Annotated in this window: 13 protein-coding genes; 9 read left to right on the top strand and 4 right to left on the bottom strand. The window is 61.4% G+C overall.

Going from position 1 to position 22,768, the window contains the following annotated elements; translation table 11 throughout:
- Nucleotides 1-129 precede the first annotated feature (129 nt).
- The 6 genes from ACF6ZU_RS28070 (at nucleotide 130) to ACF6ZU_RS28045 (ending at nucleotide 12,652) form a co-directional block, all read left to right on the top strand.
- A complete protein-coding gene (locus ACF6ZU_RS28070) occupies nucleotides 130-1,446 on the top strand; it encodes an MdtA/MuxA family multidrug efflux RND transporter periplasmic adaptor subunit (protein WP_392889047.1) in 1,317 nt (438 codons plus the stop codon).
- The gene (locus ACF6ZU_RS28065) at nucleotides 1,443-4,547 is read left to right on the top strand and encodes an MdtB/MuxB family multidrug efflux RND transporter permease subunit (RefSeq protein WP_392889044.1); all 3,105 of its coding nucleotides are present in this window, start codon (nucleotides 1,443-1,445) and stop codon (nucleotides 4,545-4,547) included. Before ACF6ZU_RS28070 ends, ACF6ZU_RS28065 begins: the two co-directional genes overlap by 4 nt.
- Nucleotides 4,544-7,651: an efflux RND transporter permease subunit gene (locus ACF6ZU_RS28060; protein ID WP_392889042.1), complete on the top strand. Its 3,108-nt coding sequence runs from the start codon at nucleotides 4,544-4,546 to the stop codon at nucleotides 7,649-7,651. Before ACF6ZU_RS28065 ends, ACF6ZU_RS28060 begins: the two co-directional genes overlap by 4 nt.
- A complete protein-coding gene (locus ACF6ZU_RS28055; RefSeq protein ID WP_392889040.1) occupies nucleotides 7,648-9,117 on the top strand; it encodes an efflux transporter outer membrane subunit in 1,470 nt (489 codons plus the stop codon). Before ACF6ZU_RS28060 ends, ACF6ZU_RS28055 begins: the two co-directional genes overlap by 4 nt.
- Before the next feature lie 437 nt (nucleotides 9,118-9,554).
- A complete protein-coding gene (locus ACF6ZU_RS28050) occupies nucleotides 9,555-11,663 on the top strand; it encodes a putative bifunctional diguanylate cyclase/phosphodiesterase (protein ID WP_392889039.1) in 2,109 nt (702 codons plus the stop codon).
- Nucleotides 11,664-11,905: 242 nt separating this feature from the next.
- Nucleotides 11,906-12,652: an SDR family oxidoreductase gene (locus ACF6ZU_RS28045; protein ID WP_392889037.1), complete on the top strand. Its 747-nt coding sequence runs from the start codon at nucleotides 11,906-11,908 to the stop codon at nucleotides 12,650-12,652.
- Nucleotides 12,653-12,773: 121 nt separating this feature from the next.
- Here ACF6ZU_RS28045 and mapR read toward each other — a convergent pair whose 3' ends face one another.
- The 3 genes from mapR to ACF6ZU_RS28030 all read right to left on the bottom strand — a co-directional run bounded on the left by mapR (nucleotide 12,774) and on the right by ACF6ZU_RS28030 (nucleotide 16,165).
- The gene (gene mapR, locus ACF6ZU_RS28040) at nucleotides 12,774-14,183 is read right to left on the bottom strand and encodes a GntR family transcriptional regulator MpaR (RefSeq protein WP_392889035.1); all 1,410 of its coding nucleotides are present in this window, start codon (nucleotides 14,181-14,183) and stop codon (nucleotides 12,774-12,776) included.
- A gap of 140 nt (nucleotides 14,184-14,323) precedes the next feature.
- Nucleotides 14,324-15,736 (bottom strand): cytochrome c oxidase accessory protein CcoG, encoded by a 1,413-nt coding sequence (gene ccoG, locus ACF6ZU_RS28035; protein WP_392889033.1) that lies wholly within the window; start codon nucleotides 15,734-15,736, stop codon nucleotides 14,324-14,326.
- 195 nt (nucleotides 15,737-15,931) lie between these two features.
- Nucleotides 15,932-16,165, bottom strand: a complete 234-nt coding sequence (locus ACF6ZU_RS28030; protein ID WP_392889031.1) for a DUF3203 family protein — start codon at nucleotides 16,163-16,165, stop codon at nucleotides 15,932-15,934.
- Nucleotides 16,166-16,287: 122 nt separating this feature from the next.
- On the opposite strand from ACF6ZU_RS28030, the gene ACF6ZU_RS28025 reads away from it, so the two are divergent.
- Nucleotides 16,288-16,791, top strand: a complete 504-nt coding sequence (locus tag ACF6ZU_RS28025; RefSeq protein WP_392889029.1) for an MgtC/SapB family protein — start codon at nucleotides 16,288-16,290, stop codon at nucleotides 16,789-16,791.
- 106 nt (nucleotides 16,792-16,897) lie between these two features.
- Here ACF6ZU_RS28025 and ACF6ZU_RS28020 read toward each other — a convergent pair whose 3' ends face one another.
- Nucleotides 16,898-17,062 (bottom strand): hypothetical protein, encoded by a 165-nt coding sequence (locus tag ACF6ZU_RS28020; protein ID WP_392889027.1) that lies wholly within the window; start codon nucleotides 17,060-17,062, stop codon nucleotides 16,898-16,900.
- Between the two features lie 217 nt (nucleotides 17,063-17,279).
- Here ACF6ZU_RS28020 and ACF6ZU_RS28015 point away from each other — a divergent pair, with 217 nt between their 5' ends.
- Complete coding sequence (locus ACF6ZU_RS28015; protein ID WP_392889025.1) at nucleotides 17,280-19,274, top strand: alpha-1,4-glucan--maltose-1-phosphate maltosyltransferase; 1,995 nt, start codon at nucleotides 17,280-17,282, stop codon at nucleotides 19,272-19,274.
- Nucleotides 19,275-19,424: 150 nt separating this feature from the next.
- On the top strand, nucleotides 19,425-22,766 hold the full coding sequence (treS, locus tag ACF6ZU_RS28010; protein ID WP_392889023.1) for a maltose alpha-D-glucosyltransferase: 3,342 nt from the start codon (nucleotides 19,425-19,427) through the stop codon (nucleotides 22,764-22,766).
- The last annotated feature ends 2 nt before the right edge of the window (nucleotides 22,767-22,768 follow it).

Genomic DNA, 22,768 nt, shown 5'->3' with positions numbered 1-22,768 from the left:
TTTGTGCTTCAGTGTCTTAGATAAATCTCCTGTTACGTAAGCCGAAGGTAAATTGCCGGTAAAGGCGCTTTGCTAATTACCCGCCAGTGCTTATCGTTCAGCCTCCCGTAGAAGAAGCCCACGCGCCCAATGGTTGATCATTCAATGCAATCCTCCGCTTCCCGTAGTCCCCGTCGCTGGCTGTTCGGCCTGCTCGTCCTGTTGGTCATCGCTGGCCTGTGCTGGAAGTTCTGGCCCGGCAGCGCTGTGCCAAAAGAAGGCTCGGGGCAAAAAGCCGTCGCCGGGCACACCGGCAAGGCCGGCGGGATGCGCCCGGGTTTCGGTGGCGCGACCGGTCCGGTTCCGGTACGAGTGGCGCCGGCGGTCAAGGGTGACTTCCCGCTTTATTACAAGGCGTTGGGCACCGTGACGGCGCTGAACACCATTAACGTGCGCAGCCGGGTGGGCGGCGAGTTGATCAAGGTGTCGTTCGAAGAAGGGCAGATGGTCAAGGCGGGCGACCTGCTGGCGGAAATCGACCCGCGTCCCTACCAGAACGCCTTGCTGCAAGCCGAAGGCACCTTGCTGCAGAACCAGGCGCAACTGAAAAACGCTCAGGTCGATGTCGAGCGTTATAGCAATCTGTACCGCGAAGACAGCATCGCCAAGCAGACTCTGGACACCGCCGTAGCGCTGGTGGGCCAGTATCAGGGCACGGTCAAGACCAATCAGGCGGCGGTCAACGACGCCAAGCTCAATCTCGAATTCACCAGGATCCGCGCGCCGATTGCCGGCCGCGTCGGCTTGCGCCAACTCGACGTCGGCAACCTCGTTGCCGCCAACGACACCACGGCGCTGGCGATCATCACCCAGACCCAGCCAATCAGCGTGGCCTTCACCCTCCCGGAAAACAGCCTCGACGTAGTGTTGGCCCGTTACCGCACCGGCGCCAAACTGCCCGCCGAAGCCTGGGACCGTGGCGATACCAAAATCCAGGCCACCGGTGTGCTGCAGAGCCTGGACAACCAGATCGACGTCACCACCGGCACCCTGAAATTCAAGGCGCGCTACGAAAACCGCGATCAGGCGCTGTTCCCCAATCAGTTCGTCAACGTTCACCTGCTGGCCGACACCCTCAAGGGAGTGATCCTCGCCCCGTCGGCCGCCATCCAGTTCGGCACCAACGGCACCTTCGTGTATGCCATGGACGGTGACAAGAAAGTCACGATCCGCCAGTTGAAAGTCGGCGCCAGCGACGGTGACAACACCGTGATCACCGAAGGCCTGGCAGCGGGCGATCGTGTGGTGCTGGAAGGCACCGACCGCCTGAAGGAAGGCAGCGAAGTGGAAGTGGTCAACGACACCCAGGACGTCCCGACCACCCCGACCGGCCACCTGCAAGGCAAGTCGGCGTCCAGCACCCCTGAGCCGGTGACCACCGACAAGGCGAAAAAGGGCGGCGCATGAATCTCTCGCGGCTGTTCATCCTTCGCCCGGTCGCCACGACCCTGAGCATGCTGGCCATTGTCCTGGCCGGCGTGATCGCCTACCGCCTGCTACCGGTTTCGGCCCTGCCTCAAGTCGATTACCCGACGATTCGGGTGATGACGCTGTATCCCGGCGCCAGCCCGGACGTCATGACCAGTGCGGTCACTGCGCCGCTGGAGCGTCAGTTCGGGCAGATGCCCGGCCTGACCCAGATGGCGTCGACCAGCTCCGGCGGCGCTTCGGTATTGACCTTGCGGTTCAGTCTCGACATCAACATGGACGTCGCCGAGCAGCAGGTGCAGGCCGCGATCAACGCCGCGACCAACTTGCTGCCCAAGGACCTGCCGGCACCGCCGGTGTACAACAAGGTCAACCCGGCGGACACCCCGGTGCTGACCCTGGCGATCACCTCCAAAACCATGTTGCTGCCCAAGCTCAATGACCTGGTCGATACGCGCATGGCGCAGAAGATCGCCCAGATCAGCGGCGTCGGCATGGTCAGCATTGCCGGCGGCCAGCGTCAGGCGGTGCGGATCAAGGTCAACCCCGAGGCCCTCGCGGCCAACGGTTTGAACCTGTCGGACGTGCGCACCCTGATTGGCGCGTCCAACGTCAACCAGCCCAAGGGCAACTTCGACGGCCCGACCCGGGTTTCGATGCTCGATGCCAACGACCAGCTGACTTCGCCCAAGGATTACGCCAACCTGATCCTGGCCTACGCCAACGGCGCGCCGCTGCGGCTCAAGGACGTCGCGGAAATCGTCGACGGTGCCGAGAACGAACGCCTTGCAGCCTGGGCCAACGAAAACCAGGCGGTGTTGCTGAACATTCAGCGTCAACCCGGCGCCAACGTCATTGAGGTGGTCGACCGAATCAAGGCCTTGCTGCCGAGCATCACCGACAACCTGCCGGCCGGTCTCGAAGTCAAGGTACTGACCGACCGCACCCAGACCATCCGTGCGTCCGTCACCGACGTGCAGCACGAACTGCTGATCGCCATCGCGCTGGTGGTGATGGTCACGTTCCTGTTCCTGCGTCGCGCCAGCGCCACGATCATTCCGTCGGTGGCCGTGCCCCTGTCACTGATCGGTACGTTCGGCGTGATGTACCTCGCCGGGTTCTCGGTCAACAACCTGACCCTGATGGCCCTGACCATCGCCACCGGTTTCGTGGTGGACGACGCGATCGTGATGCTGGAAAACATTTCCCGGTTCATCGAGGAGGGCGACAGCCCGTTGAACGCGGCGCTCAAGGGCGCCAAGCAGATCGGCTTTACCCTGATTTCCCTGACGCTGTCGCTGATCGCGGTACTGATTCCGCTGCTGTTCATGGCTGACGTGGTCGGTCGCCTGTTCCGCGAATTTGCGATCACCCTGGCGGTGGCCATCCTGATTTCCCTGGTGGTGTCGCTGACCCTGACGCCAATGATGTGCGCGCGGCTGCTCAAGCGTGAACCCAAGGAAGAAGAACAAGGCCGTTTCTACCGTGCCAGCGGCGCGGCAATTGATTGGATGATCGCGGCTTACGGACGTAAGTTAAAGTGGGTTCTCAAGCATCAGCCCCTGACAATGCTGGTGGCCGTCGGCACGCTGGCATTGACCGTGTTCCTTTATCTGGTGGTGCCGAAGGGCTTCTTCCCGGTGCAGGACACCGGCGTGATCCAGGGCATTTCCGAGGCGCCGCAGTCGATTTCCTTTGCGGCGATGAGCGAGCGGCAGCAGGAACTGGCGAAAGTGATCCTCGCGGATCCAGCGGTGGAAAGCCTGTCGTCCTACATTGGCGTTGACGGCGATAACTCGACATTGAACAGCGGTCGCTTGCTGATCAACCTCAAATCCCACAGCAATCGTGACCTGAGTGCGACCGAAGTGATCGCCCGCCTGCAACCGGAACTGGACAAGCTGGTCGGCATTCGCCTGTTCATGCAGCCGGTGCAGGACCTGACCATCGAAGATCGGGTCAGTCGCACGCAGTACCAGTTCAGCATGTCGTCGCCGGATTCCGAGCTGCTCAGCCTGTGGAGCGGACGTCTGGTCGAAGCCTTGGCCCAGCGGCCGGAACTGACCGATGTCGCCAGTGATTTGCAGGACAAAGGCCTGCAGGTTTATCTGGTGATCGACCGTGATGCCGCCTCGCGGGTCGGTGTCTCGGTGTCGAACATCACCGACGCGCTGTACGACGCCTTCGGCCAGCGGCAGATTTCCACCATTTACACCCAGGCCAGCCAGTACCGTGTGGTGCTGCAGTCGCAGTCCGGCGAAAAAATCGGCCCGGACGCGCTGAACCAGATTCACGTCAAGACCACTGATGGCGGGCAAGTGCGGTTGTCCAGCCTGGCGCGCATCGAAGAGCGTCAGGCGCAACTGGCGATTACTCACATCGGCCAGTTCCCGGCGGTGATGATGTCGTTCAACCTCGCGCCCGGCGTGGCGCTGGGGCATGCGGTGGAAATCATCGAGCAGGTGCAGAAAGACATCGGTATGCCGATTGGCGTGCAGACCCAGTTCCAGGGCGCAGCCGAGGCGTTCCAGGCGTCGCTGTCGAGTACCTTGCTGCTGATTCTGGCGGCGGTGGTGACCATGTACATCGTGCTGGGCGTGTTGTACGAGAGCTACATCCACCCGATCACCATTCTCTCGACCTTGCCCTCGGCGGCGGTCGGTGCCTTGCTGGCCTTGCTGTTGAGCGGCAACGACCTCGGGATGATCGCGATCATCGGCATCATCCTGCTGATCGGTATTGTGAAGAAGAACGCGATCATGATGATCGACTTCGCCCTCGACGCCGAACGCAACCAGGGCATGGACCCGGAAACCGCGATCTATCAGGCGGCGCTCCTGCGTTTCCGGCCGATCCTGATGACCACTCTGGCGGCGTTGTTCGGTGCGGTGCCGCTGATGCTGGCCACCGGTTCTGGCGCGGAGTTGCGTCAGCCGCTGGGCCTGGTGATGGTCGGTGGTTTGTTGGTAAGTCAGGTGCTGACCTTGTTCACCACACCGGTGATTTACCTGTACTTCGATCGCCTCGGCCGTCGTTGGGGGCATAAAGCCGGCTCCGTGGAAGTGGTCGAGCAGCCATGAACCTCTCCGGACCTTTCATCAAACGCCCGGTCGCCACCATGCTGCTGAGCCTGGCGATCATGTTGCTGGGCGGGGTGAGCTTCGGCCTGCTGCCGGTGTCGCCGCTGCCGCAAATGGACTTCCCGGTGATCGTGGTCCAGGCCAGCCTGCCCGGCGCGAGCCCGGAAGTCATGGCGTCGACCGTGGCCACGCCGCTCGAACGTTCCTTCGGCGCCATCGCCGGGGTCAACACCATGAGCAGCCGATCCAGCCAGGGCTCGACGCGGGTGATTCTGCAGTTCGACCTCGACCGCGACATCAACGGCGCGGCGCGGGAAGTGCAAGCGGCGATCAACGCCTCGCGCAACCTGTTGCCGAGCGGGATGCGCAGCATGCCGACCTACAAGAAGGTCAACCCGTCCCAGGCGCCGATCATGGTGCTGTCGCTGACCTCGGATGTGCTGGAAAAGGGCCAGCTCTACGATTTGGCCTCGACCATCCTGTCCCAGAGCCTGTCCCAGGTGCAGGGCGTCGGTGAAGTGCAGATCGGCGGCAGTTCGTTGCCGGCGGTGCGTATCGAACTTGAACCCCAGGCGCTGAACCAGTACGGCGTGGCGCTAGACGATGTGCGCAACACCATCGCCAACGCCAACGTGCGCCGGCCCAAGGGTTCGGTCGAAGACGGCCAGCGTTTGTGGCAGGTCCAGGCCAACGATCAGCTGGAAAAAGCCAAGGATTACGAGTCGCTGATCATTCACTACGCCGACGGCGCAGCCCTGCGCCTGAAGGACGTGGCGAAAGTCAGCGACGGCGTCGAGGACCGCTACAACAGCGGCTTCTTCAACGATGACGCGGCAGTGCTGCTGGTGATCAACCGCCAGGCCGGTGCCAACATCATCGAGACAGTGAACGAGATCAAGGCCCAGTTGCCGGCCTTGCAGGCGGTGCTGCCGGCCAGCGTCAAGCTGAACCTGGCCATGGACCGCTCGCCGGTGATCAAGGCAACCCTGCACGAAGCGGAAATGACCCTGTTGATCGCCGTGGCGCTGGTGATTCTGGTGGTGTTCCTGTTCCTCGGTAACTTCCGCGCCTCGCTGATTCCGACCTTGGCGGTGCCGGTGTCGCTGGTCGGCACCTTTGCGGTGATGTACCTGTACGGTTTCTCGCTGAACAACCTGTCGCTGATGGCACTGATCCTGGCCACCGGCTTGGTGGTGGACGATGCCATCGTGGTGCTGGAGAACATTTCCCGGCACATCGACGAAGGTGTGCCGCCGATGAAGGCCGCGTACCTCGGGGCGCAGGAAGTCGGTTTTACGCTGTTGTCGATGAACGTCTCGCTGGTGGCAGTGTTCCTGTCGATCCTGTTCATGGGCGGGATTATCGAAAGCCTGTTCCGCGAGTTTTCCATCACCCTGGCAGCGTCCATCGTGGTGTCGCTGGTGGTTTCGCTGACGCTGACACCGATGCTCTGTGCCCGTTGGCTCAAGCCGCATACGCCCGGGCAGGAGAACCGCCTGCAAAGTTGGAGTCGGCGAACCAACGATTGGATGGTCGGCAAATACGCGACCAGCCTGGACTGGGTGCTGCGTCACCGTCGTCTGACGTTGCTCAGTCTGATTGTGACAGTCGGCGTTAACATTGCGCTGTATGTGGTTGTTCCAAAAACGTTTATGCCCCAGCAGGACACCGGACAACTGATCGGGTTCGTGCGCGGTGACGATGGTCTGTCATTCAGTGTGATGCAGCCGAAAATGGAAATTTTCCGCCGTGCGGTGCTGAAAGACGAAGCGGTGGAAAGCGTCGCCGGCTTTATCGGCGGCACCAACGGCACCAACAACGCCTTCATGCTAGTGCGCCTGAAGCCGATCAAGGAGCGGAGTATTTCCGCACAAAAGGTCATCGAACGCCTGCGCAAGGAAATGCCCAAGGTTGCCGGTGCGCAATTGATGCTGATGGCGGATCAGGACCTGCAATTCGGCGGTGGCCGTGAACAGACCACCTCGCAGTATTCATACATCCTGCAAAGTGCCGACCTCGGCGAGTTGCGCGAGTGGTATCCGAAGGTCGTCACGGCGCTCAAGGCCTTGCCGGAGCTGACCGCGATTGACGCCCGCGAAGGGCGCGGCGCGCAGCAGGTAACGTTGATCGTTGACCGTGATCAGGCCAAACGCCTGGGCGTCGACATGGACATGGTCACCGCCGTGTTGAACAACGCCTACAGCCAGCGGCAGATTTCGACGATCTACGACAGCCTCAACCAGTATCAGGTGGTGATGGAGGTCAATCCTAAATACGCTCAGGACCCGATCACCCTCAAGCAAGTACAAGTGATCACCGCCGACGGCGCGCGGATTCCGCTGTCGACCATCGCTCACTATGAAAACAGCCTGGAAGACGACCGCGTCAGCCATGAAGGCCAGTTCGCCTCCGAAAGCATTTCCTTCGACATGGCCGAAGGCGTGACGGTGGAGCAGGGCACGGCCGCCATCGAGCGGGCGATTGCCAAACTCGGCATGCCGGAAGACGTGATCGTCAAGATGGCCGGCACCGCCGACGCGTTCGCCGCGACTCAGAAGAGCCAGCCGTTCATGATCCTGGGCGCGCTGGTGGCGGTCTATCTGGTGCTGGGCGTGCTGTACGAAAGCTACATCCATCCGCTGACCATTCTCTCGACCTTGCCGTCGGCCGGGGTTGGCGCGTTGCTCTCGATCTATGTGCTGGGCGGCGAGTTCAGCCTGATCTCGTTGCTGGGGCTGTTCCTGCTGATCGGTGTGGTGAAGAAAAACGCCATTCTAATGATCGACCTCGCGCTGCAACTCGAACGGCATCAGGGCCTGGAGCCGCTGGAATCGATTCGCAGCGCCTGCCTGCAACGGCTGCGACCGATTCTGATGACCACCCTGGCCGCGATCCTCGGTGCCTTGCCGTTGCTGCTGAGCCGGGCCGAAGGTGCGGAAATGCGTCAGCCACTGGGCCTGACCATCATCGGCGGGCTGATCTTCAGTCAGGTGCTGACCCTCTACACCACTCCGGTGGTTTACCTCTATCTCGACAAACTGCGCCATCGTTTCAACCACTGGCGTGGGGTGCGTACCGATGCTGCTCTGGAAACTCCGCTATGACTGACCGTTCGCTTATCACCCTGTCTGCACCGCTGATCATGGCCCGAGGCTCGCGTTTGTTGAGCCTGGCGCTGTGTGCGGCGATGCTCAGTGCCTGCGCCATCGGCCCGGATTACCAGCGCCCGACGGCTGCCGCGCCGGCGCAGTACAAGGAAGCAGCGGGTTGGCGTCAGGCCAATCCGAGCGATTCCCTGGCCCGTGGTGCCTGGTGGGAGCTGTATGGCGACCAGCAACTCAATGGCCTGATCGAGAAACTCAACAGCTCTAACCAGACGGTTGCCCAGTCCGAAGCGCAGTACCGTCAGGCTCAGGCCCTGGTGCGCAGTGCGCGCGGGGCGTTTTTCCCGACGGTGGACCTGACCGTCGGGAAGAACCGTTCCAGCCAGGGCACCGGCAGCAGCAGTTCCAGCCTCAGCAGTTCCTCCAGCGGTATCCGCGACACCTACACGGCCCAGGCCGGTGTCAGTTGGGAAGCGGATGTCTGGGGCAAGTTGCGCCGGGGCCTTGAGGCCGACACCGCCAACGCTGAGGCGAGTTTTGCCGATCTGGCGGCGATGCGCCTGAGCCAGCAATCGGAGCTGGTGCAAAACTACCTGCAATTACGGGTGATCGACGAGCAAAGACGGCTGCTGCAATCGACCGTCGAGGCTTATCAGCGCTCCCTGACCATGACCGAAAACCAATACCGCGCCGGTGTTTCCGGCAAGGACGCGGTAGCGCAGGCGACTACCCAGCTCAAGAGCACCGAGGCCGAATTGGTCGACCTGATCTGGCAGCGCGCCCAGTTCGAGAACGCCATTGCCGTGCTGATCGGCCTGCCGCCCGCCGAATTCAGCCTCGCGGAGACGCAAACCATCCCGGTGTTGCCGGAGGTGCCGCTGAACCTGCCTTCGCAGTTGCTGGAACGGCGCCCGGACATTGCCTCCGCCGAGCGTTCGGTGATGGCCGCCAACGCCAACATCGGTGTGGCCAAGGCCGCTTATTACCCGGATCTGACGCTGAGCCTGAATGGTGGTTACAGCAGCAGTACGTCCTCCAACTGGATCAGCGTGCCGAACCGCTTCTGGTCGGTGGGCCCGCAACTGGCGATGACCCTGTTTGACGGCGGGCAGCGCTCGGCCGAAGTCGACCGCAGTGAAGCGGCTTATGACGAAACCGTGGCCAAGTACCGCCAGACCGTGCTCGACGGTTTCCGCGAGGTGGAGAATTACCTGGTTCAACTCAAGGTCCTGGAAGACGAGTCCGGCGTGCGCCAGCAGGCACTGGACGCGGCGCGGGAGTCGCTGCGCCTGACCCAGAACCAGTACAAGGCCGGTGTGATTGCCTACCTGGATGTCGTGGTGGTGCAGGCGACGGCGCTGAACAATGAACGCACCATGCTGGATTTGTTGCAGAGCCGCTTGATCGCCAGCGTGCAGTTGATTGCCGCCCTCGGTGGTGGCTGGGACGGCCAGCTCGACCTGTAGGAGCCAGCTTGCTGGCGATAGCGATCTAACAGACGCCATCGTCGGAACGCCGCCCGCAGCAAGCCGGCTCCTACAAAAAAACGGGCATGCCAGCGATATTGAGGTGCACGCCGTACCTGTAGGAGCCAGCTTGCTGGCGATAGCGATCTCACAGACGCCATCGCCGGCAAGCCGGCTCCTACAAAAAAACGGGAATGCCAGAGATATCGAGGTGCACACCGTACCTGTAGGAGCCAGCTTGCTGGCGATGGCGATTTCATTAGCGCCATCGGTACCCGGCGCCTTTACCAGAGCCGTCGCAGCAATCAAACAAGCGTTTCATCGGGTTGATGGCTCTTTGCTAATTTTGTCAGTGCGTTCTTTTGCGCATTCAGTACAATCGCCCGATTTGCCCCCCGAGAACGGAAGCAGTACGGCGGGTAGTCTCGAGAAGTCCCATGCTCATCGGTAGCTATTCCCCCACGCTGGTCATCATCTCGCTCTTCGTGGCGATTCTCGCGTCCTATACGGCGCTCGACATGACCGGGCGTATCGCCACGGCCCGGGGGCGGGCCGTGCATTTCTGGACGGCGGGCGGCGCTTTTGCGATGGGCATTGGCGTGTGGTCGATGCATTTCATCGGCATGCTCGCGTTCGACCTGCCCATCGACCTGGGCTACGACGTCACCCTGACGGCGCTGTCGTTGCTGACTGCGATCCTGTCCTGCGGCTTCGCCCTGTGGCTGGTCAGCCAACCCAAATTACCGGCCTGGCAACTGGCGTTCGGTGCGCTGGTCATGGGCGCCGGCATCAGCGCCATGCATTACACCGGCATGGCCGCCATGCGCATGCAGCCGGGGATCGATTACGACCCGACACTGTTCAGCGCGTCGCTGCTCATTGCGGTCGGCGCTTCGGGCGCGGCCTTGTGGATCGCCTTCCGCCTGCGCCGGAACACCCCCTTCGTCAGTCTGATCCGTGGCGGCGCTGCCGTGATCATGGGCATTGCCATCGTCGGCATGCACTACACCGCCATGGCCGCCGCGCAATTTCCTGATGGCAGTTTCTGTGGCGCGGCGGTCAGCGGCCTGAACGGCAAGGGCCTGGACAGTCTGGTCCTGATCACCACGCTCGCGGTGCTGAGCATCGCCTTGCTCACTTCGATTCTCGATGCACGCCTGGAAGCGCGCACTGCCGATCTGGCGAAGTCGCTGACAGAAGCCAATCGCGAACTGACCCAACTGGCGCTGCATGACACCCTGACCGGCCTGCCGAACCGGGTATTGCTGGCCGATCGCATCGATCAGGCGATGTCGCGAGTGCGGGCGGAGGGCGGCTGTTTTGCCCTGATGTTCATCGACCTGGACGGTTTCAAGCCGGTCAATGATGCATTCGGCCATCACATGGGCGATCTGTTGCTGCGTGAAGTCGCACTGCGCCTGCGTGAGGACCTGCGCAGCCAGGACACCCTGGCGCGGATTGGCGGTGATGAGTTCGTGTTGCTGGTGCAACTGGCTGACGAGAATGACGCGCTGAACCTGGCGTCCCGGCAGGTCGGATTGATCGCGCGTTCGTTCCGCGTTGCCGAGCATGACTTGCAGATATCCGCCAGCGTCGGCATCGCCCTGTATCCGGGGAATGGCCAGTCCGCCGAAGAACTGCTGATGAACGCCGACGCGGCGATGTACCACGCCAAGGGCGCAGGCAAAAACGGCTACAGCTTCTTCGACGCCTCGATGAACAGCAACGCGCGCAAGCAGCTGCAATTACTGCAAGACCTGCGCAATGCTGTCGACCAGCGCCAATTTAGCCTGCATTACCAGCCGAAGTTCGACGCGAGCAACGGCCGGCCGGTCGGTGCCGAAGCGTTGCTGCGCTGGGAGCATCCGACCCAAGGTATGTTGCTGCCGGACAAGTTCATCGACCTCGCCGAGAAGACCGGGCTGATCATTCCTATCGGCGACTGGGTGCTCAACGAAGCCTGCCGGCAGATGCGCGAGTGGTACGTGCTCGGCTACACCGACTGGCGCATCGCGGTGAACCTCTCGGCGTTGCAGTTCTGCCATGCCGGCCTGGTGCAAAGCGTGGCCAAGGCGTTGGAGACGCATCATTTGCCGGCCAACAGCCTGACTCTGGAAATCACCGAAACCACCGCCATGAGCGACGCTGACGCGAGCATGACGGTGCTCAAGGAACTCTCGGAGATGGGCGTCGACCTGTCCATTGACGACTTCGGTACCGGCTATTCGAGCTTGATGTACCTCAAGCGTTTGCCGGCCAACGAACTGAAGATCGACCGCGGATTTGTCCGTGACCTGGAACGCGACAGCGACGATGCGGCCATCGTGTCCGCCATCGTCGCCCTCGGTCAGGCGCTGGGCCTGCGGATCGTCGCCGAAGGGGTGGAAACCGACGTGCAGCAGGACTTCCTGACCCAGTTGGGGTGCGATTCCTTGCAGGGTTATCTGCTGGGGCATCCGCTGCCGGCGGAGCGCTTCATGGTGGACATTATCCGAGCGGAGCGAGCGACCGCGTTACCGCTCACCGCCGAGGCACAACCCTTGTAGGAGCCGGCTTGCCGGCGATGGGGCCTGTGAGACTTGCATCGATTTCGCGGCCGCTATCGCCAGCAAGCTGGCTCCTACAGAGGACCGGGTTGTTCACATCGTTCAGGCCCGCCACAAATCCTCGTGGGAGCCGGCTTGCCGGCGATAGCGCCAGTCCAGTCGCCACATCACCCCATGCAAAAACCCTGAATGGCGGTTATTCTTTGCCCCGACTGCTTAAGCTAGTACGGGGAACAGCTCGCATGGACAAAGTCATCGTCATCACCGGCGCCAGTCGCGGCATCGGCGCCGCCACCGCATTGTTGGCTGCCGGTCAAGGCTACCGGATCTGCATCAACTATCAGTCCGATGAAGAAGCGGCACATAGCGTTCTGGAGCAAGTCCGCGCCCTCGGTGCCCAGGCTATCGCGGTACGTGCCGACGTCAGCATCGAAGACGAAGTGATCGCATTGTTTCACCGGGTCGATACCGAACTGGGCCGAGTCACCGCACTGGTCAACAACGCCGGCACGGTGGGCCACAAATCCCGGGTCGAAGAAATGTCCGAATTCCGCATTCTCAAAACCCTCAGGACCAACGTCCTGGCGCCGATCCTCTGCGCCAAACATGCGCTCCTGCGCATGTCGCCCAAGCATGGCGGGCAGGGCGGCAGCATCGTCAACGTGTCCTCGGTTGCCGCCCGCCTGGGATCGCCGAACGAATACGTGGACTACGCGTCCTCCAAAGGCGCGCTCGACACCTTTACCATCGGTTTGTCCAAGGAAGTGGCAGGCGAGGGGATTCGGGTCAACGCGGTTCGCCCTGGTTACATCTACACCGACTTTCATGCGCTGAGCGGCGATCCGGACCGGGTCAGCAAGCTGGAATCGGCGATTCCGATGGCGCGTGGTGGCCGGCCGGATGAAGTGGCGGAGGCGATTGTGTGGTTACTGTCGGACAAGGCTTCTTATGCGACGGGGACGTTTGTTGATCTGGGGGGCGGGCGGTAGGCCTCAAGTGTTGTGCTGCCTGTTCCGGCCTAATCGCGAGCAGGCTCGCTCCCACAGGGGCACTCGCTCAACTGTGGGAGCGAGCCTGCTCGCGATGGCGGTCGGTCAGGCAGCGAATTATTCAGAATGACCTGACAATCCGCCCCAACGTCTCCATCGCCTTCTCCGCAGCCTCATCCCAAGGGCTCCCATAATTCAACCGGATACAATTCCTGAACCGCTGCGCCGGCGAGAAAATCGGCCCCGGCGCAATGCTGATACCTTGCGCCAGCGCCATCTGAAACAACTTCAACGAATCCATCTGAGCCGGCAATTCCAGCCACAAGAAGTACCCGCCCGCCGGTTGGCTGACCCGAGTCTGCGCGGGGAAATAGCGGGCAATCGCCGCCAGCATCGCGCTCTGCTGTTCTTCCAGCGCATAACGCAGTTTGCGCAGGTGTCGGTCATAGCCGCCATGTTGCAGGTAATCGGCAATCGCCGCCTGAGCCGGCATCGATGCGCACAGCGAAGTCATCAGTTTCAATCGCTCGATCTTCTGCGCATAGCGCCCGGCCGCCACCCAGCCAATCCGATAACCCGGCGCGAGGCTTTTGGCGAACGAACCGCAATGCATCACCAACCCTTCGGTATCGAAGGCCTTGGCCGGTTTCGGCGCTTGCTGGCCGTAATAGAGCTCGGCGTAGACATCGTCTTCGATCAGCGGCACTTGATGCCTGCGCAGCAGCTCCACCAGTTCCTGTTTCTTGGCCTCGGGCATGGTCGCGCCCATGGGGTTCTGGAAACTGGTCATGCACCAGCAAACCTTGATCGGATGGCGCTCCAGGGTTTGCTCAAGTACGCCGAGGTCGATGCCGTCGCGCGGGTGCACGGGGATTTCCACGGCCTTGAGCTTCAAGCGCTCGAGGATTTGCAGGCAGGCATAGAACGCCGGAGCTTCGATAGCCACCAGGTCGCCAGGCTCGGTGACGGCTTGCAGGCACAGGTTCAAGGCTTCGAGCGCGCCGTTGGTGATCAGCAGCTCTTCCATGGGCAACATCAGGCCGCCGACCATGTAGCGCAGGGCGATTTGTCGACGCAGTTGCGGGTTGCCCGGCGACATGTCGGTGACGACCATGCGTGGGTCCATGTCCCGGGCGGCGCTGGCCAGGGAGCGCGACAACCGTTGCAGCGGAAACAGGGTCGGGCTGGGGAACGCCGAGCCGAACGGGACGGTGTTGGGGTCCTTGATCGAGTCGAGTACGGAGAACACCAGTTCGCTGACGTCGACCTCGGTGGATTCGTTGACCTGGCTACTGATCACCGGCTCGGAAAACGGGCTCGGCGCATGGGTGTTGACGAAGTAACCGGAGCGCGGGCGGGCGCGGATCAGGCCGCGGCGCTCCAGCAGATAATAGGCCTGGAATACGGTGGACGGACTGACGCCGTAAGTCTGGCTGGCGTAGCGCACCGAGGGCACGCGCTGGCCGGGGCCGAGAACGCCGGAGCGGATCAGTTCAGCGATGTCGTCGGCGAATTTTTCGTAGCGTTTCATCAAGAGCCCGGTTCGTGTCATTCAGTGGAATCGAGGTGACTTCATCGCGAGCAGGCTCGCTCCCACATTGGATTTGTGAACGCTGGAGATCCAATGTGGGAGCGGGCTTGCTCGCGAATGGCGCACCGCAGTCTAAAGCCTTAACGGTTCATCGGCGCAACAAACCGGCTGTTCGCGACGCTGTAAATCTCCGGCTCATCACTGTCGACAATCCTGAACGTGATGCCCTGCGAGCTGCTGCTCGGCCGTTCGCTGGTCATGGCCACCGACACCGGCACGTCGACAATCTCGCCGGGGGCCAGGCTCAGTTCGGTCTTGCCTTGCAGCTGGAAGCCGTCGCCATCGACCAGGGTCAGGCGGTAATCCTGACGTTGCTGGGTCTTGTTGATGACCTTCAGGCTGTAGATGTTTTCGATCTGCCCCAGGCTGTTCTCACGGAACAGGCCGCGGTCCTTGCTGACGTCCAGCGAGACCATCGGCCGCTCGACGAGGGCCAGCACCAGCGCGCCGATCATCACCAGCAGCACGGCGGTGTAGCCGATCAGCCGTGGTCGTAGCAGGTGGGTCTTGCCACCTTGCAACTGATGCTCCGAGGTGTAGCTGATCAGGCCCCGGTCATAGCCCATTTTGTCCATGATCGAATCACAGGCATCGATGCACGCGGCGCACCCGATGCATTCCATTTGCAGGCCGTCACGGATGTCGATGCCGGTCGGGCATACCTGTACGCAGAGCTGACAATCGATGCAATCACCGAGGCCGACTTCGGCAGGTTTCACCTCGCGTTTACGCGGCCCCCGGTTTTCGCCACGGGCGACGTCGTAGGAAATGGTCAGGGTGTCCTTGTCGAACATCACACTCTGGAACCGCGCATACGGGCACATATGCATGCACACCGCTTCACGCAACCAACCGGCATTGATGTAGGTGGCGCCGGTGAAGAACAGCACCCAGAACAGGCTGACCCCGCCGATCTGCAAGGTCAGCAACTCTTCGGCCAGCGGGCGGATCGGCGTGAAGTAGCCGACGAAGGTCAGGCCGGTCAACAGACTGATCGCCAACCACAAGGTGTGCTTGGCGGTACGGCGCATCAGCTTGTTCAGTCCCCAGGGCGCCGCTTGCAGCTTGATCCGCTGGTTGCGTTCGCCTTCGGTGATCTTCTCGCACCACATGAAGATCCAGGTCCAGGAACTCTGCGGGCAGGTGTAGCCGCACCATACGCGCCCGGCGAACACGGTGATCGCAAACAGGCCGAACGCGGCGATGATCAGCAGCGCCGAGAGCAGGATGAAATCCTGGGGCCAGAAGGTCGCGCCGAAGATGTGGAATTTGCTTTCGGAAAGGTCCCAGAGCACTGCCTGGCGACCGCCCCAGTTCAACCAGACCGTGCCGAAAAACAGCACAAACAGAAATCCCGCGCCGCTCATGCGCAGGGTGCGGAACAGGCCGGTGAAGCTGCGGGTGTGGATCAGGTTGTCGCTGGATTTGACCTTCATCTTTGGGCGTGAAGGTTCGAATGTTTCTACGGTTCGGACGGGGATTCGTTCGCTCATGGTCTTTCGCTCATCAGCCTCCATCAGGCCGGGCAACTATGAGCGTCGATCTGTTTGCATAACAGACTCAGGTATCGCAATAAAAAGCGGATCAGATGAGCATTGAGTCGCCACCTGCGACAACTTGAAGCACCTGAGAAAACAGGCCGCGGACGCCTATTACAGGCGCCCGCGGCCGATGTTGATCCGGGTCAGTCAAATCACCGAATCACTGTCAGTGGCCTTCAAATGCCGGCGACCGTCCACCGCACCTGCTACGGTCAATGCATCGGCTTCTGCTTCGGTGATGTACAACCGCGTGCCATTGATATCCACGAATGACATGGCTTTTTCGCCGTCAGTGAAGATGGTGACGTCCGGGCCCAGGCGAATTTCCTCGCCGTTTTCGGTGGTGAAAAAGCAGGTTTCATTTTGAATGCGCACAGTCATGGGGTTGTCCTTTTTTCTGCGGGTTCTGCAGCGTTAGGGCACAGCGGGCGGCGATCGTTCTGTGCAACCGATTAATGGTCGGCGCGGTCCATCGTTTAATCATCAATTACAAGGATTGCTCCATGAACGCCTGGTGGCATGAGGTTTGGGTGACGCTGCAAGCGGAGTTCGCCGACATCGGTGACGCCTCACAACTGACACGAATTACCGTCAGATTGGTGATAGCGGCCGTGCTGGGCGGGATTCTCGGTTTCGAGCGCGAACAAAAGGGCAAGGCCGCTGGCGTGCGCACGCACATGCTGGTGGCGCTGGGGGCCGCATTGTTTGTGCTGGTGCCACAGATGTCCGGGTCCCAGGCGGATGCCATGAGCCGGGTGGTGCAAGGGGTGATCGCCGGGATCGGCTTCCTTGGTGCGGGGACCATTCTGAAAAACCAGGAAGGCGACGAAGGTCATGTGAAAGGACTGACCACCGCAGCCGGGTTGTGGATGACAGCGGCCATCGGTGTGTCTGCCGGGTTGGGGCGTGAGGCGACGGCGGTGTTCAGTACGCTGCTGGCGTTGGCGATCTTCAGCGTGATGCCGAGGATCGTGAAGATGCTGGATAAGGACAAAGATCAACTGTAGGAGCGAGCCTGCTCGCGATGGTCGTCAACGATAACGCTGGATGCCTGGTTAGACGAGGCGATCTCAGGTTTTTCGCGAGCAAGCTCGCTCCTACAGGGGGAGGGGTTCAGGAACTGACGATCACCGGCGGCATCGTTTCCGGCGGATCTTCCCGAGGCGGTGGGGTGGTGCCTGGCGGCTCCTGCTCGGGCACCGGCTGCGGTTCGGTCGGCGGTATGGTCGGTTGGTCGATGTTCGGATCGGGCGTTTTCGCCGGGATTGGAATACTCATCGTTGAAGCCTCCAGTGGCACATGGCGTAAGTCGTGCTTAAGTGGGTTGACCACTGCGCACCGGATTTGATTCCACTGCAGATGCAGGCAAATTCACCTGAACTTTTACCGAGGCCGGTCGCTCGGAACCTAAGTGAGTTCATTCCGGGGCCGCTGGCCTTGTGCGAATGACGACCCTGCACATGAGCGTCCATGGGGCGTAAAGGAGAGATGCTCGATGACTGCCGAAAAACCGACAGAGCTGAACTACAACCCTCATATGCCGCTTTCGCAAGCCTTGCTGCTACCGCGTATCGCCATCGAAAACACCATGCCGACCCTCGACGGTGGGCAGTTCGCCGTTAAAGCCGTCACCGGGCAGGACGTTGTGGTTACCAGCAAGGTCTTCGCCGACGGCCACGACAAACTGGCCGTGCGTGTGCGCTGGCGTGCAGAAGGTGATGAGGCCTGGCAAAGCGCTGTGATGGGGGAGTTGGGCAATAACGGCTATCAAGGCCAGTTTCGTGTTCATCGCCAGGGCCGTTACGTGTTCTGCATCGAGGCCTGGATCGATCAGTTCGCCAGTTTCTGCTACGAACTGGAGAAAAAGCACACGGCCAGAGTGCCGGTGAGCCTTGAGTTGCAGGAAGGACGAAACCTGGTTCAGCAAGCGGCCGAACGTACCGATGGCCCGCTGAGCGAAGCGCTTACTGCGCTGCACCATGAATTGGCCGGCCTGCTCGAAATCGAGCAAGTCGCGTTGTTTCTGCACCAGCGCAGCGCCGAACTGATGACCCAGGCCGATCACCGCGCCTATTTAAGCCTCAGTCCCGAATACCCATTGGACGTCGAACGTGAACTCGCGCAGTTCGCCAGCTGGTATGAGCTGTTTCCCCGCTCGATCACCGACGATCCGGCCCGTCACGGCACGTTCAACGATGTGCACTCGCGCCTGCCGATGATTCAGGACATGGGTTTCGACGTACTGTATTTCCCGCCGATCCACCCGATCGGCCGCAGCTACCGTAAAGGCCCGAACAACTCCCTCACGGCCGGCCCCGATGATCCGGGCAGCCCGTATGCCATCGGCAGCGAGGAGGGTGGCCACGAGGCGATTCACTCGCAGCTGGGCACCCGCGAAGACTTCCGGCGACTGGTGGCGGCAGCGGCTGAGCATGGCCTGGAAATCGCCCTCGACTTCGCCATCCAGTGTTCTCAGGATCACCCGTGGCTGCAGCAACATCCGGGCTGGTTCAACTGGCGGCCGGACGGCACGATCAAGTACGCCGAGAACCCGCCGAAAAAATACCAGGACATCGTCAACGTCGACTTCTATGCCGCCGAGGCGATTCCCAGCCTCTGGGTGGAACTGCGCGACATCGTGGTCGGCTGGGTCGAGGAGGGCGTGAAGATCTTTCGCGTCGACAACCCGCACACCAAGCCATTGCCGTTCTGGCAGTGGCTGATCGCCGATGTGCGGGCGTTGTACCCGGAAGTGATCTTCCTCGCCGAGGCGTTCACCACGCCGGCGATGATGGCGCGCCTGGGCAAGGTCGGTTATTCCCAGAGCTACACCTATTTCACCTGGCGCAACACCAAGCACGAGCTGGCCACTTACTTCAGCGAACTCAATGAATCGCCGTGGCGCGAATGCTACCGACCGAACTTTTTCGTCAATACCCCGGACATCAACCCGGCGTTTCTGCATGAGTCCGGGCGCGCCGGTTTCCTTATCCGCGCCGCGCTGGCGACCATGGGTTCCGGCCTGTGGGGCATGTATTCCGGTTTTGAACTGTGCGAAGCCGCGCCGGTGCCGGGCAAGGAGGAATACCTCAACTCCGAGAAGTACGAAATCCGCCCCCGGGACTTCACGGCGCCGGGCAACATCATTGCCGAGATCGCCCAGCTCAACCGCATTCGCCGGCAGAACCCGGCCTTGCACACGCATCTGGGGCTGCGGATCTACAACGCCTGGAACGACAACATTCTGTACTTCGGCAAACGCAGCGAGGATGGCAGCAACTTCATTCTGGTGGCGGTCAGCCTTGATCCGCATAACGTGCAGGAGGCGAATTTCGAGTTGCCGCTGTGGGAAATGGGCTTGCCCGATGACGCCAGTACCCAGGGTGAGGATTTGATGAACGGGCATCGCTGGACGTGGCACGGCAAGTACCAGTTCATGCGGATCGACCCGGCGCATCAGCCGTTCGGCATCTGGCGCATCACCGTCTAAACGCGAGCCCCTGTAGGAGCGAGCCTGCTCGCGAAGGGGCGTGTCAGTCGACATCCATGTTTATGACGCACCGCTATCGCGAGCAGGCTCGCTCCCACATTTAGAACGTCGTGCTGGAAGTGGCTTTTTCGAATTAGACAGGAGTTTCAAATGGCGAAGAAACCCACGGCTGCCACCTTTATCAAGGACCCGCTCTGGTACAAGGACGCGGTGATCTACCAGGTTCACGTCAAATCGTTTTTCGACTCAAACAACGACGGGATCGGCGACTTTACCGGCCTTATCGCCAAACTCGATTACATTGCCGACCTCGGCGTCAACACCATCTGGCTACTGCCGTTTTACCCGTCGCCCCGGCGCGATGACGGTTATGACATCGCCGAATACCGTGGCGTGCATCCGGATTACGGCACCATGGCCGACGCCAAACGTTTCATTTCCGAGGCGCACAAGCGCGGTCTGCGGGTCATCACCGAGCTGGTGATCAACCACACCTCCGACCAGCACGCCTGGTTCCAGCGTGCGCGCAAGGCCAAGCCCGGCTCGGCGGCGCGGGACTTTTACGTGTGGTCCGACGACGACCAGAAATACGACGGCACCCGTATCATTTTTCTGGACACCGAAAAGTCCAACTGGACCTGGGATCCGGTCGCTGGCCAGTACTTCTGGCACCGTTTCTATTCGCACCAGCCGGACCTGAATTTCGATAACCCGCAAGTCATGAAGGCCGTGCTGTCCGTCATGCGCTACTGGCTCGACATGGGCATCGACGGCTTGCGCCTGGATGCGATTCCGTACCTGATCGAACGGGACGGCACCAACAACGAAAACCTGCCCGAGACCCACGACGTCCTCAAGCAGATCCGCGCCGAGATCGACGCCAATTATCCCGACCGCATGCTGCTGGCCGAAGCCAACCAATGGCCGGAGGACACCCAGCTGTACTTTGGCGATACCGATAAAAAGGGCCTGAACGGCGATGAGTGCCACATGGCCTTTCACTTCCCGCTGATGCCGCGCATGTACATGGCGCTGGCCCAGGAAGACCGCTTTCCGATCACCGATATCCTGCGCCAGACCCCGGAAATTCCGGCCAACTGTCAGTGGGCGATCTTCCTGCGCAACCACGATGAGCTGACCCTGGAAATGGTCACCGACAAGGAGCGCGACTACCTGTGGAATTACTACGCGGCCGACCGTCGGGCGCGGATCAACCTGGGGATTCGCCGGCGGCTCGCGCCGTTGATGGAGCGCGACCGGCGCCGTGTGGAACTGCTCAACAGCCTGCTGCTGTCGATGCCCGGCACGCCGACGATGTACTACGGCGATGAGATCGGCATGGGCGACAACATCTACCTCGGCGACCGCGATGGCGTGCGCACGCCGATGCAATGGTCGATCGACCGTAACGGCGGTTTTTCCCGCGCCGATCCGGCGAGCCTGGTGCTGCCGCCGATCATGGACCCGCAATACGGTTACCTGTCGGTCAACGTCGAAACCCAGGCCGGCGACCCGCATTCGTTGCTGAACTGGACCCGACGCATGCTCGCGGTGCGCAAGCAATCCAAGGCGTTCGGTCGCGGCACCCTGAAAATGCTCTCGCCAAGTAACCGTCGAATTCTGGCCTACACCCGTGAGTACACCGGGGCGGACGGCAAACACGAAATCATCCTGTGCGTAGCCAATGTGTCGCGCAGTGCGCAAGCGGCCGAGCTGGATCTGTCGGCCTATGTCGGCATGGTACCGGTGGAGATGCTCGGCGGTAACGCCTTCCCGCCGATCGGCCAGCTGAATTTCCTCCTGACCCTGGCGCCGTACGGCTTCTATTGGTTCGGACTTGCTGCGGAGAATCAAATGCCTAGCTGGCACGTAGAACCGGCGCAAAGCCTGCCGGACTTCACCACCCTGGTGCTGAAAAAACGCATGGAAGAACTGCTCGAAGCGCCGTCCCGTCCCACGCTGGAGCAGACCATCCTGCCAAACTGGTTACAGAACCGGCGCTGGTTCGCGGGCAAGGACGCGGCGATCGACAAGGTCAACCTGGCCTACGGCGTGCGTTTCGGCGATGCGCAGCATCCGGTGCTGCTGAGTGAAATCGAAGTCACCAGCGGCGGCCAGACCAGTCGTTATCAGCTGCCGTTCGGTTTCATTGCTGACGATCAGGTCGGCCCGGCGTTGCCCCAGCAACTGGCATTGTCCCGCGTGCGGCGCGGGCCGCAGGTGGGGTTGATCACCGATGCTTTCAGCCTCGAACACTTCATTCGCGCCGTGCTGCAAGGCATGCAGGAGAACAGGGTGTTGCCTTCCGATGGCGGCGAGATCCGTTTCGAGCCCACCGCCGAATTGGCCAGGCTGGGCCTGGGAGCAGAATCGGAAGTGCGCTACCTCTCTGCGGAACAATCCAACAGCTCCGTGGTGATCGGCAAAAGCCTGGTGCTGAAACTGATCCGCAAGGTTGCCTCGGGTGTGCACCCGGAACTGGAGATGAGCGCTTACCTGACCGGTGCAGGCTTCGCCAATATCTCGCCGTTGCTGGGGTCGGTGGTGCGCCGTGATGCCCAGGGCGAAGACAACCTGCTGATGATCGCCCAAGGCTTTTTGAGCAATCAGGGCGATGCCTGGGAATGGACGCAGAACAACCTCGAACGGGCATTGCGCGACGAGTTGGCCGATGCCATGTCCGAGCAGGAGCAGCATTACAACGCCCTCGGCGAGCTGCGCGACTTCGCCGGCATGCTCGGCCAGCGCCTGGGGGAAATGCATCAGGTACTGGCGGCGCCCACCGACAACCCGGACTTCGCTCCGCAAGTCACCTCGCAAAAAGACGCCCTGGCCTCGGCCAAGGACGTCGCGTCGCAGGTGGAACATGCGCTGGCGTTGCTCAAACAGCATCAAAACGAACTGAACCCGGCGGACCAAACCCTGGTCACTCGTTTACTGGACAACAAGAAAGCCATCCTCAGTCATGTCCAGGCACTGGGCAAAAAGGCGGCCGGTGGCTTGCGGATTCGCGTGCATGGCGATTTGCACCTCGGACAAGTGCTGGTGATCAAGGGCGATGCGTACCTGATCGATTTCGAAGGCGAACCGGCGCGGCCATTGTCCGAACGACGCGGAAAGCACAGCCCGTACAAGGACGTCAGCGGTGTGCTGCGATCCTTCGACTATGCGGCGGCGATGGCGATCAACGTGCACAACGTCGATAACACCGCCGATGCCCAGGCCGCGCGGCAGCGAGTGTCCGAACGCTACTTAATTGAAGCGAAACAGGCATTTGTCGACGCTTATCGGCTGGCGGCAGCTAGTCTTGCTCATGCGTGGCAAGATCCGGAAGGCGAGGACGCCGCACTGGCGTTGTTCGGCCTGGAGAAAGCGGCGTACGAGGTGGCTTATGAGGCGGAGAACCGGCCAACCTGGCTACCCGTGCCGTTGCACGGTTTATATGGATTATTGAGTGGGCTTAAACCCTTTTCCGATCTTGGTGGAGAGTAGTC

It is taken from the genome of Pseudomonas migulae (genome assembly GCF_043225285.1).
GTDB classification, from domain to species: domain Bacteria; phylum Pseudomonadota; class Gammaproteobacteria; order Pseudomonadales; family Pseudomonadaceae; genus Aquipseudomonas; species Aquipseudomonas migulae_C.
The sequence above is the reverse complement of the archived record's forward strand: the minus strand, read 5'-3'. Positions and strand labels throughout refer to the sequence as shown.